The organism is Natrinema zhouii (assembly GCF_013456555.2).
GTDB classification, from domain to species: Archaea; Halobacteriota; Halobacteria; order Halobacteriales; family Natrialbaceae; genus Natrinema; species Natrinema zhouii.
This window is the reverse complement of sequence record NZ_CP059154.1, coordinates 3,419,823-3,436,604: the sequence shown is the minus strand read 5'-3', so window position 1 is coordinate 3,436,604 and position 16,782 is coordinate 3,419,823. Positions and strand designations below refer to the sequence as shown.

Here is a 16,782-nt window from a genome sequence, read left to right as displayed (position 1 = left end):
ATGCCGAAGGGATAACGATGGTTATTCCGCTCGAGATGGGCTGGCGACACCTGCTGTTCGAGAACTGGCCGGTCGATCTGGCGATGATGGACGCGCACCTCCCCGACGCGCTCGAGGTCGACGAACACGACGGCGCCGCGTGGCTGTCGGTGATCCCGTTCACCAACGTCGCCGTCCGGCCGAAGGGGCTCCCCGAACGGGCCGGGATCCGATTACCAGAACTCAACATCAGGACGTACGTCATCCGCGACGGGGTGCCCAGCGTCTACTTCTTCAGCCTCGACGCACAGGGACTCGCGAGCGTCGTCGGTGCGCGCCTGTTCCATCACCTGCCGTACTACTACGCCCGAATCTCGCTCGACGTCGAGGCGGCCCCGGAAGGGGCGGAGGCCGACGGCCAGGTTCGATTCAGCAGCCGACGATACCATCCCGGCGATCGGCCCGCCGAGTACGAGGCGACCTACCAGCCGACCGGCGAGCCGTTTCCGGCTCCCGACGACCCGCTGGGGTCGTTCCTCGTCGAGCGCTACCGATTTTACACGGAGGCCCCCGACGGAACGGTTCGCTACACGGACGTCGAGCACGACCCCTGGACGCTGTATCCGGCCACCGCCGAAATCGAGTCGAACACCGTGCTGGCCGCGGACGGCTTCGCGCACCCGGAGACCGATCCGGTGTACTTCTACAGTCCGGGCCTCGATGTCGTCGCGTCGCGGAGTGAGCGTCTTGAGGACCGGCACTGATCACTCGAGGATCCGCTACTGACTGCTCGAGAATCGCCACTGATCATCCGAACACTGCTGTGCTGTCGCGGACACTCTCTACCACTCGCCGCCGAATTCGCGACGTACGGTTTCACGCTCCGCTTTGGTCAGTCCGTAGAGCGAACACGCGCGGTCGTCGATCCGCCGGTCGGTCGCGGCGATCAGTTCCTCGAGCTCCCGGGCTCGATCACGGGTCTCGAGGAACCGTCGGAGTTCGTCTTCGACCTCGTTCAGACGAGGCAGCGTCAGCGCCTCGAGACGGTCCAGTAGTGAGATCGTTTTCGCGGCGGTCCGCCTGAAGCCGGCGAAGCCGTCTCCCTCCTCGATAGCGGCGGGGACGAAGGCGTCGACCAGCGCTCGGCGGTCGTCGTCGGGCTCGACGAGTTCGAGGGCCGGGATCGGGTCGGTTTCCGCGTAGCCCCACCGATCGGTCTCGACGGCCGCGGCGGGATCGGGTTTGTACCGAACGGTCGCCGAGAGGTGGACGACAGTACCGCTTGAGTCGACATCGACGGAGCCGATTCGCAGGTTCGGCCACTCCTCGGTCGTCGACGCGAGTTTCGTCGCCGCGACGCCGTCCGCCCGTTGAATGGCACTGAGATCACCGATAGACGGCCCGTTCGGATCGCAGCCGAAATACGCGGGGACGCACAGATCGATCGCCGATCGTTCGGCGGTAAGCGCGAGCCGTTTCTCGACGGCTGCGACGAGTTCCCGGTCGGGCCCGTCGGCCATCGGGACGGGAAGCCCCTCGAGCGTCGACTGGTTGATCTGGGGGAAGACAGCGCGGTACGCGGCGTGCGTATAGTGGTGGTAGAACGCGAGCGCCGACGAGTGCAACGCGCCCAAGAAGTGTTTCAACTCGGCCGGTGACTCGGCGTCGCTGTGTACGTTGTAGGCCGATTTGATCGTGGCCAGATCGTCGGCGTCGTAGGTGCCGACGAGCGAGTCGCTCGTCTGCCGGACGATCAGCTTCGGGCTCTCGTAATTGGAGGGTGCTTTCTCGAGGTCGACCGACTCGACGAAGCGGCGCTCGTCGGCATCGATCCCGTATCGACACACCGCGCTCCCGGGGGCGATCGGCCGCGTCGTCGGCCCCGAGCGCTCCCGAAGGACGTCGGCTCGTTTGCTGATCTCCTCGCCGCGGGAGATCGAGACGCCATCGCCCAGCGGCGGATGGGCCGCGACGGTCGAGCAGATCGAACGCGTCTCGCGATCGAGATAGATGAGAAATCGGCTCGCATCCGCTGCTTCGAACACGCTTGCGGGGATCGAATTCACGCGAGCCGAGTCGGCGGAGAGCGATGCGAGGTCCGCGTCCGCGGTCGCATCGGCACAGCGGACAACGGTTCCGTCGCCGCCACTGACGAGGATCACCGCGCCGCTCTCGACGCCGTCGAACGCGGTGCCGACCCGGACGATCTCCGAGAGCGATGTGTTCGCCAAGACGTACTCCCGGATCGGCTCGTTCCCCTCGCGAGCGAGGATCGAATCGGGGACGACGATGCCGACCCGTCCGTCCCGGGACTGTCGGATCGCCTGTTCGTAGAACGCGACGTAGAGATCGAACTGGTTCTCGGTCGCGCTGAAGGCGTCCTCGAGATAGGAGCGAAGGGCTGTATCGATAGTCGCGCTGATGGTCCCGCGACCGGCGGTCGCGACCCAGGGCGGGTTGCCGAGCACCGCATCGAATCCGGGGGCATCCAGCCGGTCGCCGTCCTCGTCGCGGTAGAGCTCCGGAAACGCGAGATCCCAGTGGAAGAAGCCCTCGTCGGTAGCGCGCTGTTGCGCCGCAGTGAACCACTCTGTTCGCGCGAGATCCGTCCAGTCGTCGTCGGCCTCGAGCGCGGCGGCGAGCCGCTCGAGCGCGTCGTCGGGGACTCCTTCGAGGCCGAACTCACGGGCGGTGTGAACGTTCGCCATCGCCGCGAGTCGCCGTCTCCGTTCGCTCCGCCTGTCCCCTTCCCGCTGCGTCTGACACCCTCCGCCATCGAGCGTCCCGCCTCGAGCGATACCCCTGTCGAGAAGTGTTGCGTCGCTGCCGCCATCTCCACTATCAACACTGTCCCCGCTGTCTCCATCCCCCTTCGACGCACAGTCCGCGAGCGCCTCGAGGCCGCTCCCGACGAGCGCGTTGCCGGTCTGCAGGTGGTGCTCGAGATCTGCCGGCGACCGATCGGCGGCCAGCGTTCGGAGTTGCAGCGATGCGGTCGCTATCTCGACCGCGAGCGGATCCCGGTCGACGCCGTAGAGACAGCGCTGGGCGACCTGCCGCCGTACCTCGTCGACGCCGCGGTCCGGCGGGACCGACTCGAGGCCCGCTCGCGCCGCCCGCGCGTCTTCGGCGGCGACGATCTCCCGCGTCAGGTACTCGAGCGCGCTCGTCAGGAAGTGACCGGTCCCCATCGCGGGGTCGAGGATCGAGAGCTCGAACACGCGCTCGGCGAACCCGTTCTCGCAGTCTGTATCGGCGTCGGTGAGGTCCGTCCGAATCTCCTCGAGGAGCGGCCCGATCGTCTCTTCGACGATGTGCTCGACGACGTGCTCCGGGGTGTAGTACGACCCCGTCGCCTTCCGCTGGCTGCCGTCCGCGGTCAGATACACCTCGCCGGCCGCGACCGCGACGGTGTCGCCGTCGGCTGCGGGAACGTACTCGCCGTCCGCGAGCGTTAGTGGTTCGTCGGCGATCGCGAGCCGATACTCGAGCAGTCCCTCGTAGATGTCGCCGAGGCGGCGACCGTCGAGCGACGAGTAGTCGACGAACGTGCTCCCGTCGCTGTCAGCCGGCTGTCGAGCCAGCAGGTCGATAACCGTCGCAAGCGACGCGTCACCGACGCGATGTTTCTCGAGGAACCGTGCGACGCGGCTGTCGTCCCCCATAGGGCCAGTCGGGGACGGCCACTCGCCGGAGAGGGGAACGGAGGGGACTGCGCCGGTACGCTCGCCGGATCGATTTTCACGGCCAGTCAGCAAAACGAGATCCTCGAGTCGCGACCAGAGGTCGTCCGACCGATCGCTGTAAGCCGACCCCGAGCAGTCGAGTTCGGCTGTGACGGCCCGTGCGATCGAATGGAGGCGCTCCGGCTCAGTCGGCTCGGTGTCGCTGGCCTCGTCTCCATGTTCGTCGATCGGTTCGGTGCGCCGACGACCTCGACTCTCCGCGGCGAACGCGACGACGAGCCGAACGAGAACGACGAGGGAGGCGTCGTACAGCAGGTCGAAATCCGCCTCGCTGAGAGCGTCGTCGGAGTCGGCTTCGGCGTGGTCCTCCCCGAGGTCGTTCTCGGGATACCGGCGGAATCCGCGCGCGAGGATCTCGAGCGCGTCGGCGGCGTTCTCCTCGAGTGTCGCTCTCATTTCCTGTGCGAACTCGGCGGACTGGTCGTACACCTTGTCGAGAACGCAGCTCCCTTCGGCGTCTTCGAGAAAGGCGTCGTGTCGGAAAAACAGGTAGAAGTATTTGAACGCCTCGAGATCCCCTGTCTCGAGTACGGCCGGCAGATCGATCTCGTAGTACGCGTCCAGTTGATAGCCCGTCCGTGCGGTGTAGAGCCGCCACTGCCGCCCGTTCGTGAGCACCGCCCACTCGGCCGCCGTCTCCTGCAGGGCAGCGTGGATCCGGTAGCACGGGGTCCCGGCGTCGCGCTCGTGCTCACCGCTGCTGCGGGACTCGAGCGCGCGCTCCCAGCGCCTGATGTCGGCGATCGCGACGGCATCTTCGTCTTCGTCTCCGTCTCCGTTACCGTCGCTGTCACCGTCTCCGTCGGCTTCGGTGCAGTCGAACGCGTCGCAAACGTCGTCGGACTCGAAAAAGACGTAGTCCGGACGATGTTGCGTTCGATCGGTCCGCTCGCGTCGCACGAACGGGATCCCAAGCGTCCGAAACACGGGTCGGACGAACGTTTCCTCGAGTCGGGAGCGGCTTTCACTCGCGGTTGTTTCCCCCGCTCGCTCCCAGCAGGCACTGATCTCATCGAACGCCGCTCGGAGTTCGTCCTCGTCGGTCCCCTCCCACGCGTCCGTTTCGGGGAGGCGATCCTCGAGGTATGCGCTGGAGAACACGTCGTGGCTGGTCCGGTAGGAGCACTCCTCCCGACGAGAGTAGTCGGTGGGAGCGCCGACTCGGTTCCGGGACACCGCTTTCCTTTGCGTGATCCGAGTCGTGACATATAGCTGTTCCCCCGATACCGGGTTTCTCACCGTCGGTTCGTCACGCTACACTGGCCACTCACAACTCCTTACTTCTCGCCAGATCAGAGAGTAATACAGCCTTACTCGGTGTATACGTCTCACCCAGCGGCTGCACCTCACTCGATAGGTACGTCTTCCCCGACAGCTGCGTTTTGCCCGATAGCTTCGCTCGTCGCCAGTCACTGATTGGTTTCCCGTAACAGCGATTTGGAGCGTGATCGTAGTCCCTTACTGAAGTTCGAGACGAGCGGTCTCCCTGCAGATTTTCCCGAACGGACTGGAACAGTCGGCGCGCTTTTTCAGCGCTCTCGAGACCAGTGAAGGACGCTATGAGCGAGTCCGCGACAGACGACCCGACCGGCGAATCGCACGCTCGCGGACAGGGTGAACCGGCCGGCCAGAAGTGGCTGAGCGGGTTCGTCTCCCTGATCGGGCTGTGGCTGGCCGTCTCGCCGTTGGTCTACGAGACGGCCGAGTCCATGCTGTGGAACAATCTGTTGATCGGTGGCACGATCTTCCTGCTCGCTGGATACAACTACTACCGGATCACCAACGGCCACTCCACCAGCATCGGCGTGATGTCGCTCGCCGCCCTGCTGGCGCTGTGGCTCGCCGTCTCCCAGTGGGCGATCGGCGGGCAGTTCGCGCTGAGCGGCCTCGAGATAGCGGACGCCGGGCTACTCTGGAACAACGTCGTCTCCGGACTCGTCGCCGCGGCGCTGTCGGCGTACATCGCGTACGCCGGCGGTCGGGAGCTCTCGCGACAGGCGGCGACTGGGACGTGATCGCTGCCAGTGCGTGCTACCCGCTGAGTTCCGTCTTCTGGTCGGCAGTTCGGTCACGGATATCGCTCCGCATCGGCGTCGGGCGTGCGTCGCTCGAGCAGGTCCAGGACGGGCTCGGTCGCGGCCAGTCGAACCCCGAAGCGCGTGAGCCGATCCCGAACTGCGGCGGGAACGAGCGTGCCGTACAGCGATCCGAGGAGCGGGACGGGGCCGACGCGGTAGTGCGTATCGGGGTTCGGGACGGTCGCGGCCTCCAGAATCGTCGCGGCGACCCGGTCGGGCTCGTTGATCAGGGGACCACCGCCCTCGACGGCGCGGAGTCGCTGGAGGACGCGGTAGAGATCGGTGTACTGCGTCGGTCTGACGACGTTCACGTTCCGGTGTGCGGCCGCGGCTGTCTCCGCGTCGGCGTCGGGCTGCGACGGTGACCGTGCCGTCGCAGCCGCGTCGTTGACCGCGCGCAGCGCGCTGTCGTAGAACGGCGTCGCGACGATACCGGGCTGGACGACGACGACTTCGACGTCCGAGCCGACCAGTTCCTGCCGAAGCGCGTCGCTGAGACTCGCAAGCGCCCACTTCGAGGCAGTGTAGCCGCCGATTCCGGCCAGCGCGAGGCGATCCGCGGCGCTAGTGACGTTGATGATCCGGCCGCGGCCCCGCTCGCGCATTCCCGGCAGGACCGCTCGTATCAATCGATGCGGGCCGAAACAGTGGACCGCGAACTGGCGCTCGAGCAGGCCCGTCGGCACGTCTTCGACCGGCCCGAACTGACCGTAGCCCGCGTTGTTGACGAGGCAGTCGACGCCGCCGTCCTCGTCGCGGATGCGATCAACGACGCGCTCGATCGCTTCGGGATCGGTCAGGTCCATCGCTTCGATTTCGGCACCGCGGTTAGCCAGATTCTCGAGGCCGTCCCGGTCGCGGTCTCGAGCAGTCGCGTAGACGCGCCAGCCGTCGGCCAGTAGCGCGCGGGCCGTTTCGTAGCCGATGCCGGTGGAACAGCCGGTCACGAGGGCGGTCGAGGGCATGCCGCGGCCTACCACGACACCGGTAAAGGAAGTCCCGGTAGTCGAGTACGCGGAGTGTCACGGGTTGCGACGAATCCAGTGGGAAAGAGCGGATAGACGTACAGTTCAGTCATCGAACGGTCCGCCGTCGTCGAACGGCCCATCGCCCTCGAACGGTCCATCGTCGGTGTCATCCGATGGACCCGCATCGTCAGGCGGGCCGGCGTTCTCAGGCGGTCCGGGGTCGCCTTCATCAGTGGCTTCGTCCTCCGATTCATCCGCTTCGCCATCCGGTTCGTCGCCCTCGTCGTTCGATTCGTCGTCCCCGAATATCCGCTCGAACAGATCGGGTTCGTCGTTGGACGAGTCGTCGGCGGCCGACTCCTCGTCGCTCGGCAGATCGGAATCGCCTGGGACATCGTCCTCGGTCGGCGACGAATCGTCTTCAGGCTCATCAGCCGGACTGTCGTCACCGGTATCGTCGGGTTGGTTCCCGGTAGTCGTCTCGGTAGACGTTTCGGTAGTCGTCTCAGTGGACGTTTCAGTGGTCGACTCGGTTGTTGTCTCGGTAGACGTTTCAGTAGTCGTCTCGGATTCGCTCTCGTTTGTACGTTCCTCTGTCGTCTCGTTGGACTGGGTGATCGACACGTCGTCGGACTCGAGCGACGAGGGGGTCGTGTCGCCCGCCGTCATGCCCGGGGCGAAAAGCATCGCGATCACCCCGAACACGAGCAGGACGACTGCGATGGTGGCGAGCAACGCCACGGCCGATGGGGAGTCGTCACGGCTTCCTGACATTCAACCGATCGATACCGGACCCACCTGCTTTGTTAATTCCAACCCACAGCTCTACAGGCACCGGATTCCTGCCGGCCGAACGGACGACACTGCTCTGCTCGAGCGGACTCGGCGTCGGCCGAGGACCACTCGGGCGGGTCCGACGGTGGCCGCGATGCCCGACGAGGCCGCCGTCTGCGGCCGAACAATGATATAGCCGGCCGACCGAGTGAAAGCCAACGGATCTCTCCGATAATGACGAGCCATTACGATCACGCGCAGGTACAGGAGTTCTGGCAGTACGTCTGGGAGCGCGACGACGTCTACGCGCTCGATTCCGACGCCGACGATCCGACCTACGTCCTCGGCATGTTTCCGTACACGTCGGGGACGCTCCACATGGGTCACATCCGCAACTACGCGATCACGGACGCCCACTCGCGCTACCGCCGGATGCGAGGCGACGACGTGCTCCACCCGATGGGCTGGGACGCGTTCGGCCTCCCCGCCGAGAACGCCGCGTTCGAGCGAAAGACCGATCCCGAGTCCTGGACGCAGGCGTGTATCCGGCGCATGCGCGAGGAGCTCGAGACGATGGGCTTTGGCTACGACTGGTCGCGCGAGATCACTACCTGCGAACCCGACTACTACCAGTGGAACCAGTGGCTGTTCAAGCGGCTCTACGAGGCGGGTCTCGTCGAGTACGAGGCGGCGACGGTCAACTGGTGTCCCGACTGCGAGACGGTGCTGGCCGACGCGCAGGTGGCCGAGCGCGAGGACGAACAGAGTGAGTCCTCGGATCAGGGGAGCGGCGAAGCCGCGAGCAGCGACGGGACCCGCGTTTGCTGGCGCTGCGAGACCCCCGTTGGGCGGCGCGAACTCGACCAGTGGTTCTTCACGATCACCGACTACGCCGAGGAACTCCACGAGGGGCTCGAGGACCTCGAGGGATGGCCCGACGGCGTCCGCGAGATCCAGCGCAACTGGATCGGCCGGCAGGAAGGGGCGCGGATCACGTTCGAAGTGTCCGACTACAGCGGGGATGGGAGCGACGGCGATGGCGACAGGGACCGAACCGTCGACGTGTTCAGCACCCGCTCGGAGACGGTCTACGGCGCGACCTACCTCGCCGTCTCGCCCGGCCACGAACTAGCGCGGGAACTGGCCGACTCGGACGACGCTGTCGATGAGTACGTCGAGACCGTCCGCGAGCAGGACCCCGACGAAGTCGGCTTTTCGGGGGTCGAAACGGATGCGACCGCGGTACACCCCCTCACCGGGGAAGAACTCCCGGTCTACGTCGCTGGCTACGTCCTTGAGGACGTCGGAACCGGTGCCGTGATGGGCGTTCCCGGACACAACGGGCGCGATCACTCGTTCGCACTCGAGCACGACCTGCCGATCGAGCGCGTAGTCGCTCCCGACGACGGGTCGGACGAGAGCGAGGTCGAAAGCGAAGCTTACACCGGCGAGGGGACGCTCGAGGGGAGCGGCGAGTACGACGGCCTCGAGAGCGAAACGGCGCGCGAGCGGCTCGTGACTGATCACGACGCGTTCGCGGAAGACGTCACCTACCGGCTGCGAGACTGGCTGATCTCCCGGCAGCGCTACTGGGGGACGCCGATCCCGGTCGTCCACTGCGACGACTGCGGGCACGTCCTCGTCGCCGACGACGACCTCCCCGTCGAACTCCCGGAGTTCGTCCGGACCACGGGGAATCCGTTGGACGCGGCCGAGGAGTGGAACGAGACGACGTGTCCCGACTGCGGCGGCCCCGCGCGCCGCGAAACGGACACGATGGACACCTTCGTCGACTCCTCGTGGTACTTCCTGCGATTCCTCTCGCCGGACCTCGCGGACGCCCCCTTCGACACCGACCTCGCGGCCGACTGGATGCCCGTCGACGTCTACGTCGGCGGCGACGAGCACGCGATCCTCCACCTGCTCTACACTCGGTTCTTCACGCGAGCGCTCGCCGATCTCGGCCTGCTCGAGGAACGGGAGCCCATTCGAGAACTCAAGAGCCAGGGGACGGTGCTCTACGACGGCGAGAAGATGTCCAGTTCGAAGGGGAACGTCGTCACCCCCGAGGAGTACGGCGCGGAGACGACCCGGCTGTTCGTGCTCTCGGCGGCCCACCCCGAGCAGGACTTCGAGTGGACCGCCAACAACGTCCGGGGTGCCTACGACCTCCAGCAGACGCTCTACCGGATGGCGACCGAGTTCGTCGAGGAGAGCGACACCCGCCTCGAACGCCGGGACCACGACGAGTACGTCGACCGAGAGATCGACCGGACGATCGCCGCTGTCACCGAGGAGTACGAGCGGTTCCGGTTCCACCGCGCCGCCACCGAAATTCGGGAACTGGCGCGTCTCCTCCGGCGCTACCGCGAGTACGATCGGCCACACGACGAGGTCTACCGGCGCGGCCTGCTGACGCTGGCCGCGGTGATCGCGCCGATGGCGCCGCACCTCGGCGAGGAGTGCTGGAACAAGCTCCGGGGCGACGGACTGGTCGTCGAGGCCGACTGGCCCGACCCCGCCAGCGACACGTCCGCCTACCGACTCGAGCGGGGACTCGTCGAGCGGACGCTCGAGGATGTCCGGGACATCGTCGACGTCGCCGCGATCGACGAACCCGAACGGATCGAACTGGTCTGCGCTCGCGAGTGGAAGTACCGGGCCGCCGAACTGGTCGACGAGGCGGCGACCGACGACCCCGACGCGGTCCCGGACACGGACGCGATCGTCGACCGAATCCTCGCGGCCGACGGCGTCGGGGCCGACCGCGAGACCGTCGGCTCGTTCGTCGGTCGACTGGTCGGTCGCGAAGGGGGTCAGGAGTCGGAACGACAGTTGACCGCGGATCGGGAACTCGAGATTCTCGACCGCGCGAGCTGGCTCGTCACCGACGAGTTCGGTGCGACCGTCACCGTTCGTCGGGCGGCCGCCGGCGACGACCTGGCGGACAAAGCGCGGCCGGGCAAACCCGCGATCCATATCGAGTAGGTCGCTTTTGCGTCCGGTCTCGGGCGGCGGTATCAAGTCTCGTACGACGAGGTTCGATCTCGCGCGAGCGGATTCGATTCCACACGAGGGACCGACATTCGTGGGGGTGCGAACGGAATTGTCGTCTGGGGACACGACTCATCCGAGAAGGACAGTTTTATTCCACCGGCTTCGGAAGGTGCGAATACGATGGTGGAGGGTGGCGATAGCGTCGGTACGCCGTCAGTGGTACCGCCGAGTCAGGCAGTGATCGAAACGGTCGCCGAGGCCGAGGGCGTTCAGCCGGCGGAACTGGCTCCGCCGCAGTACGAGTCGCTTCACGCGATCGTCGATCCGGCGGCGCTCGACGCGCTCTTTGCGGACCGACCGAACGGCATGAACAGACCGCACGGAACCGTCTCGTTTCGCTTCTGTGACTACCACGTTACTGTCGACCGGGATGGATCAGTAACGCTCGAGGAACCGACCGAACCCGCGGACTGATGGCGGTAGGACGAGCCGATAGTTTCCAACGGATGGAGTCGACGGTGAACACGGAAAGACTCTTTTCGACGAAGCATCGAGTCTGCACCGATGGAGAGCCACTACGAGATCCTCGGGCTTTCGCCGGACGCCGACGACCGGGCGGTTCGTCGGGCCTACCGAAGCCTGCTGAAGGTCCATCACCCGGATCAGGGTGGTTCTCGAGAGCAATTCTTGCGGATCAAGGACGCCTACGAGGCGATCCTCGGAGAGCGAGCGCCGGGCAACAGCGAAGCGGACGGCGGCGCGATCACGCAGGGCGATGCACGGTCCGCCCGGCAACACAGTCCGACCTACGATCCGGCCGACCGCGACGGAGGCGGCGACCGCGATCACGAACTGACCGTCAGCGGCGAGTACCTCACGCTCACCCTCGCCGGACTGGTCCACGACGTCGATCTCGGCTCGCTGGTCGACGGTCCAATTACCGTCGCGACCACGCGGACCGTGGCCTTCTTCCGCGCCCACAACACGAGTTCGCGGCCGCTTCCCTGGCAGGGGAAAGCGAACACGAGCTTCTTCGGTGACGACGGCTTCCTCTACGAGGGCTCGAGTATCGTCGCCCCGCACGCGACCGACCTTCCCGAGCGCTGGACGGGTACCGACGTCGAACTCGAGCCGGGCCGCGCGGTAGACGGGGTCGTCATCGCCCAGGAGATTCCCGACGACGTCTCCCTCGATCAGGTGATGTACACCCAGCACGTCCCCGACGAGGACTCCAAAGCCATCGCGGACACGGAACGCTATCTCTTCGAACTAAAGCCCCTCGTCCGCGAACGGTTGAACCGGTTCCCGTTCGCTCGAGACTGAGCCTCGAGCGCCGACTCGTGCGCGGGACGTACGCGGGCCGTGCTGGAACAGCAAACGTGATACTGGAACAGCAAACGTGATACGGCGGTGCTTCGAACGTCCGGTAATGGCAACCGCTGATGCGAGACGGCGGCTTCGCGAGCGCCCGATGGGCGTCACGGTCCTCCTGACGATCGTCGGCTACGCGCTGGTACTCGGGACGTTCCTGTTGGACATCCCGATCTACCCCGATCTGACGAACGCGCAGGTCAACGTCATGTCCCACGCGATCGCGGTCATCAACACGACCGCGACGGTGGTGCTGGTGCTGGGCTGGTACTGGATTCGCGCCGGCGATGTCGAGAAACACCGGCTAGCGATGATAAGCGGATTCGCGTTAATCCTGGTGTTCCTGGTCGTCTACCTGCTCAAGGTCGGCGGCGGCGGAACGAAGGAGTTCGTCGGTCATCAGGGCGTCTACTACGCCTATCTCGTCATGTTGGCGATCCACATCATCCTCTCGATCGTCTCGGTGCCGGTCGTCCTCTACGCGCTGATCCTCGGGCTGACCCACACGCCCGCCGAACTCCGGCGGACGCCCCACGCCAGGATCGGCCGGATCGCCGCCGGCGCGTGGATCCTGAGCCTCTTTCTGGGCGTCGTTACTTACGTCCTGCTCAACCACGTCTACGACTACGAGTTCGCGGCGATGCTCGTGCCGATCGGCTTTTAGACCGAGCACTGCGGGTTCGCCTCCTGTCCCGTCCGGAGACGGTTCCGTCGTCGTGACCCACAAGTTATCCCGTCGCCCGTCCTAGTCACGGGCAACGAATGCAATTCGTCGAAGAAATCGTCGTGGACGAGTTCCTCCCGACCGTTCGGTCGCTGCTCGCCGGCGACCTCCGCGACCGGGGACTCACGCAGAGCGAAGTGGCCGACGTGCTCGGAATCAGCCAGAGCGCCGTCTCGAAGTACGCCCACGGTGACGTGACCGTCAACGATCGCATCGCCGCCGACCAGCGGGTCCGGGACCTGGTCGAAGAACTCGGAACGGGGCTGTCGTCCGGTGAAATCTCCCCGGTGCAGGCGCTGATCGAACTCGAGGTGTTGATCCGCGAACTCGAGACCGGCGGGGACCTCCTCGCCCAGCTTCACGAAGATGCCGTCCCGGAACTGGCCGACCACGGCTCGGGGTTCCGGGTGCACGATCCCGAAAGCGACCTCCGGACCAGCGAGCGGATCCTCTCGTCGGTCCGGCGCGGGCTGCGCATCCTCGAGACGGCGGGCGGCTTCACCGCGTTGATCCCCGCGGTCGGCTCGAACCTCGTCGAGTGCACGCCCGACGCCGAGGATGTCGACGACGTGGCTGGCGTTCCGGGCCGAATCTTCGACGTGAAAGGGCGGGCGACCGTCCCCGCGGACCCCGAGTTCGGCGTCTCCGAGCACGTCGCACGCGTGCTGCTGGCCGCGCGCCGCCACGGCGCGGACGTCTCGGCCGGGATCAACATCACCTACGATCCGGAACTGCTCGACGAGCTAGTCGCACAGGGCTGCATGGCCGCCGAGTTCGACGAATCGGGCGACGTCGCCTCGAGCGTCGGCGCGGCGATCGAAGACGAACCCGACGCGACGGTGCTGTACCAGACCGGCGGCATGGGCATCGAGCCGCTGATCTACGTGCTCGGTTCCGACGCGGAGTCGGTCGCCGACACGATTCGATCGCTCGTTTGAGCAGATGATGACGGGATCCGAATCCGCACAGGAGTTCTACGGCCGCTGGGCGCGTCTCTACGACCTGATCGCGCGCCGAACGCCCGGGATCGCGCGTCTCAGAGAGCGAGCGGCGGCCGCCTGTCGGCTCGAGCCCGGCGATACCGTCGTCGAGATGGGCTGTGGGACGGGTGCGAACCTCCCGTTCCTCCGCGAGCAGGTCGGTCCCGAGGGGACCGTGATCGGGATCGACTTCACCCGCCCCGTCCTCGAGCGAGCGCATGCGGTCACCGCGGAGTACGATAACGTCCACGTCCTGCAGGGGGATGCGACGCAGCCGCCCGTCGATCGCGGGGACGTGCCCGGGACGGACAGCGGAATCGACGCCGTGCTCGCAACGTTCGTCGTGGGGATGCTCGAGGATCCGGCGGGTGCGGTCGACGACTGGTGTGACCTCGTCGGCTCCGACGGCACCGTCGTGCTCGCCAACGCCGCCCGGAGCCGAGAGTGGTACGCGCCGCCGGTTAACGCCGTTTTCCGGGCGATCGTCGTTCTCTCGACGCCGCCGACGGCGCAGCTTCGGTACGAAACCGACCCCCATCTCCGACTCGACGAAAAGATCGACGCCGCACACGCTCGACTCCACGAGCGCGCGGTTGCCGTCGCGGACGAGACCCACATCTTCGGTGTCGTCCGACTGACGGGCGGGCGACTCGAGTGAGACCAGTTCAGGCGGTCAGGGAACGAGAGCCGGCGTTCACTGAGAGAGATCCGCTATTTCGACGTCAACGCTACCGTTCGCCACCACTTTCACCGTGTATCCGTTGTACTCGAAGGTGACCGCTCCCTCTCTCGGCCCGTTCTTTGTCGGTTCGAAGAGATTGTTCAGCGCCTCCGTGTCGATCGCTGAATGGAGTGGCGGGGTGAGTTCTTCCGGCTCGACGCCGTTTCTCTCGGCTACTTTGGTTACTATCTCGAGGGAGACCGCTTCCGAAGAGCGTTGTGGAGGTGTCGCAATCATACAGCTATCGTAGCGCCGTCAGCCGTATAAGCCGAAGGGACAGTCTCTTTGCCAAACTCCAGAAGAAATCCGATACAGTGGCTGCTACCCAAGCTGTTCCACGACAGTCAGCTGTACTTGGGCGTAGTTACTCCTCCTTCGATTCACCGACCATTTCCTCGGCCAAGTGATTGAACGGCTGCGAGTTTTCTCGACGGAGAATATCGGACTGCTCTATGTCGATCCCGAGCGACTCGAGTTCTTCGGAGCATTCTTCGATCGTATCGATATCCTGGCTCACGACTTCTACGTGGAGGTTTCTCGTTCCGGTCAGCAACTCCCTCGTTTCGACGACGCCATCGACATCGATCGCTTCTTCCGCGAGGGCTTTGCGCCGTTCGATTGGAACTGTACAAACGAACAGGATGTGAAATGGAATCCCTGCCTTCTCGTAGTTGAGCTGTGGCTGGAACCCCTCTAAAATCTCGTCCGCTTTGAGTCGCTGGATACGATTGGTGACCGTACTCGAGGAGACATCGATTCGGTCGGCGATATCATCATGAGTGAGACCCGTCCCCGTCTCTTTCTCCAAGAGGTACAGAATTTTGCGGTCTGTCTCATCGAGTTTCACACGACTCCTTCACCGCCGTCCCGATCATATCCTTTTATAAGACAATTTTCAAATTACACGCACCTCTTGCTGACTACGCCGTCGCCTCGAGTCCCTCGTGCTCTCGAATCCGTCGGGCCATCACGTCGGGAATCGGGCTCGGTCGCTTCGTCTCGGGGTCGACGTGAACGAGCGTCGTTTCGGCGGTCGCTGCCGTGTTGCCGTCGGCGCGGATCTCGTAGCGCATGGTGCAACTCGAGTCACCGAGGTGAGTGACCGAGAGCGCGACCGTGGGGTCGTCATCCGTCGTGATCGGCCGCTCGTAGGAAATCTCGAGGTTCGCGATGACGAAGGAGAGGTCTTCGGACTCGAGGGTGGCCACTTCCTCGAGGTAGTCGGTTCGGGCGGCCTCGAGGTAGCTCGCGTAGACGGCGTGGTTGACGTGGTTCATCGGATCGAGATCGCGGTAGCGAACGGGAACCTCGACGGTGAACTCTTCACTCATTGTACGTTGTCGAAGTGGGCTGAGACAAAAGTACGCACCGGTTCCAATACAGGTCTGTTGCTCGAGGATGATCACTAGCGCTGTTTATTGAATGGTGTGTTTTGTGAATGTCAGATAAGAGGAAGTGGCCTGCTATCGTGGCAATAGGGAATCGCCACGTCCTCCCCAACCGATTCGTTCGGTCGCTACGCTCCCTCACTCATCCCTCGCACGGCATCGGCGGCCGACCTCACTCTCGTTCGGTCGGCCGACAGCGCGCGCCACCGCATGACGGTTGATCAGTCTCGAATAATACGTTCTTCCTCTTTACATACCGATCTGCGCATTCCTCACTCGTATAGTCGCGCGTGCTCACCGCAGAATTCGGGCTCGCGCAACTGGGCGTCGATCAGGTCCTCGTGATAGTGAGCGTTGAACAGCCGGCACACCTCCCGATCGCAGAACGGCTCGCCGGTCTCGAGGAAGTGGTACGCCTGCAGCGCGTACCCTTTCAGCGCGTCGGTGGTCCGCGGGTCGTCTTCGACCAGAAACTCGCCGTCGACCTGGTTCTCGAGGACCTCTCGCGGCGGCGTATCGCCGGAGAGTAGTGCGTGACGTTGCTGTTCCTTGTAGTACGCCTCGGGTTTCGCGGGTGCTTCGTAGAGCCCGGGAACCGAAAGCAGCGCCGGCTGTCCGAGGACGTTCACGCGCTTGTGCCAGCGGCCGTCGTGCTCGCCCCAGGTCCCGATCGCCCGGTCGAGAATCGCCAGGTGGAGCGTCTCGAGGCCCCGTTCCTCGGCGGGGAGGGCGGCGTTGAGCGCGCGCTGGATTCGGACGCCGTCGTAGAGGACCCCGCCCTCTCGTTCGGGGTGCTCGAGCGCGCGTTCCTCGTAGCGGATCGTGCCGAGCATCGTGTTGCCCGTGTCGCGTTCGTACGGTGATGGGACCCGTACCTCGGCGAACCGCTCCGCGAGGTCGTCCGTTCGGTGAACGTCGAGAAAGCGGTCCCGGACAGTGACGTCGGCGTCGATCCGCGCTCGCAGCCAGTCAGCGATCTCGTCGACGGCAGCGACCGTCGACGGCGCTCGGTAGCAGATGACTCGCTCGACCATATATGAACGAGTGTTACCACTC

At 65.2% G+C, this 16,782-nt stretch carries 15 protein-coding genes; 8 read left to right on the top strand and 7 right to left on the bottom strand.

Translation table 11 applies throughout. The features are described 5' to 3' along the window. Positions 1 to 17 precede the first annotated feature (17 nt). Complete coding sequence (locus tag HYG81_RS35840; RefSeq protein ID WP_180840932.1) at positions 18 to 743, top strand: YqjF family protein; 726 nt, start codon at positions 18 to 20, stop codon at positions 741 to 743. 78 nt (positions 744 to 821) lie between these two features. Here HYG81_RS35840 and HYG81_RS35835 read toward each other — a convergent pair whose 3' ends face one another. After that, a complete protein-coding gene (locus HYG81_RS35835; protein ID WP_226375977.1) occupies positions 822 to 4,901 on the bottom strand; it encodes an Eco57I restriction-modification methylase domain-containing protein in 4,080 nt (1,359 codons plus the stop codon). Between the two features lie 383 nt (positions 4,902 to 5,284). Between HYG81_RS35835 and HYG81_RS35830 the strand changes: the two genes are divergently transcribed. Next, positions 5,285 to 5,740 (top strand): SPW repeat protein, encoded by a 456-nt coding sequence (locus HYG81_RS35830; protein ID WP_180840931.1) that lies wholly within the window; start codon positions 5,285 to 5,287, stop codon positions 5,738 to 5,740. Positions 5,741 to 5,793: 53 nt separating this feature from the next. Here the strand turns inward: HYG81_RS35830 and HYG81_RS35825 are convergent, their stop codons facing one another. Together HYG81_RS35825 and HYG81_RS35820 are read right to left on the bottom strand one after the other, a co-directional pair. After that, positions 5,794 to 6,768, bottom strand: coding sequence for an SDR family oxidoreductase (locus tag HYG81_RS35825; protein WP_180840930.1), 975 nt, complete (start codon positions 6,766 to 6,768; stop codon positions 5,794 to 5,796). Between the two features lie 105 nt (positions 6,769 to 6,873). After that, positions 6,874 to 7,545, bottom strand: a complete 672-nt coding sequence (locus HYG81_RS35820; protein ID WP_180840929.1) for a hypothetical protein — start codon at positions 7,543 to 7,545, stop codon at positions 6,874 to 6,876. A gap of 234 nt (positions 7,546 to 7,779) precedes the next feature. Here HYG81_RS35820 and leuS point away from each other — a divergent pair, with 234 nt between their 5' ends. From leuS to HYG81_RS35790, 6 genes are all read left to right on the top strand, one after another. Continuing rightward, a complete protein-coding gene (leuS, locus tag HYG81_RS35815) occupies positions 7,780 to 10,533 on the top strand; it encodes a leucine--tRNA ligase (protein WP_180840928.1) in 2,754 nt (917 codons plus the stop codon). Positions 10,534 to 10,722: 189 nt separating this feature from the next. Beyond that, complete coding sequence (gene ddfA, locus HYG81_RS35810; RefSeq protein WP_180840927.1) at positions 10,723 to 11,016, top strand: DdfA family disk-determining factor; 294 nt, start codon at positions 10,723 to 10,725, stop codon at positions 11,014 to 11,016. A gap of 90 nt (positions 11,017 to 11,106) precedes the next feature. After that, entirely contained in the window at positions 11,107 to 11,865 is a 759-nt protein-coding gene (locus HYG81_RS35805; protein WP_180840926.1) for a J domain-containing protein, read from the top strand. Between the two features lie 106 nt (positions 11,866 to 11,971). Beyond that, positions 11,972 to 12,577 carry a DUF420 domain-containing protein gene (locus HYG81_RS35800; RefSeq protein WP_180840925.1) on the top strand — a complete coding sequence of 202 codons (606 nt, stop codon included), beginning with the start codon at positions 11,972 to 11,974 and terminating at the stop codon, positions 12,575 to 12,577. 98 nt (positions 12,578 to 12,675) lie between these two features. Further along, positions 12,676 to 13,575 (top strand): thiamine-phosphate synthase family protein, encoded by a 900-nt coding sequence (locus tag HYG81_RS35795; RefSeq protein WP_180840924.1) that lies wholly within the window; start codon positions 12,676 to 12,678, stop codon positions 13,573 to 13,575. Positions 13,576 to 13,582: 7 nt separating this feature from the next. After that, positions 13,583 to 14,275 carry a class I SAM-dependent methyltransferase gene (locus HYG81_RS35790; protein WP_180840923.1) on the top strand — a complete coding sequence of 231 codons (693 nt, stop codon included), beginning with the start codon at positions 13,583 to 13,585 and terminating at the stop codon, positions 14,273 to 14,275. Positions 14,276 to 14,311: 36 nt separating this feature from the next. Here the strand turns inward: HYG81_RS35790 and ddfA (HYG81_RS35785) are convergent, their stop codons facing one another. From ddfA (HYG81_RS35785) to HYG81_RS35770, 4 genes are all read right to left on the bottom strand, one after another. Continuing rightward, positions 14,312 to 14,575 (bottom strand): DdfA family disk-determining factor, encoded by a 264-nt coding sequence (gene ddfA / locus HYG81_RS35785; protein ID WP_180840922.1) that lies wholly within the window; start codon positions 14,573 to 14,575, stop codon positions 14,312 to 14,314. 127 nt (positions 14,576 to 14,702) lie between these two features. After that, complete coding sequence (locus HYG81_RS35780; RefSeq protein WP_180840921.1) at positions 14,703 to 15,185, bottom strand: Lrp/AsnC family transcriptional regulator; 483 nt, start codon at positions 15,183 to 15,185, stop codon at positions 14,703 to 14,705. Between the two features lie 73 nt (positions 15,186 to 15,258). Next, the gene (locus HYG81_RS35775; protein ID WP_180840920.1) at positions 15,259 to 15,669 is read right to left on the bottom strand and encodes an acyl-CoA thioesterase; all 411 of its coding nucleotides are present in this window, start codon (positions 15,667 to 15,669) and stop codon (positions 15,259 to 15,261) included. A gap of 329 nt (positions 15,670 to 15,998) precedes the next feature. After that, complete coding sequence (locus tag HYG81_RS35770) at positions 15,999 to 16,760, bottom strand: DUF7001 family protein (RefSeq protein WP_180840919.1); 762 nt, start codon at positions 16,758 to 16,760, stop codon at positions 15,999 to 16,001. Positions 16,761 to 16,782 lie beyond the last annotated feature (22 nt).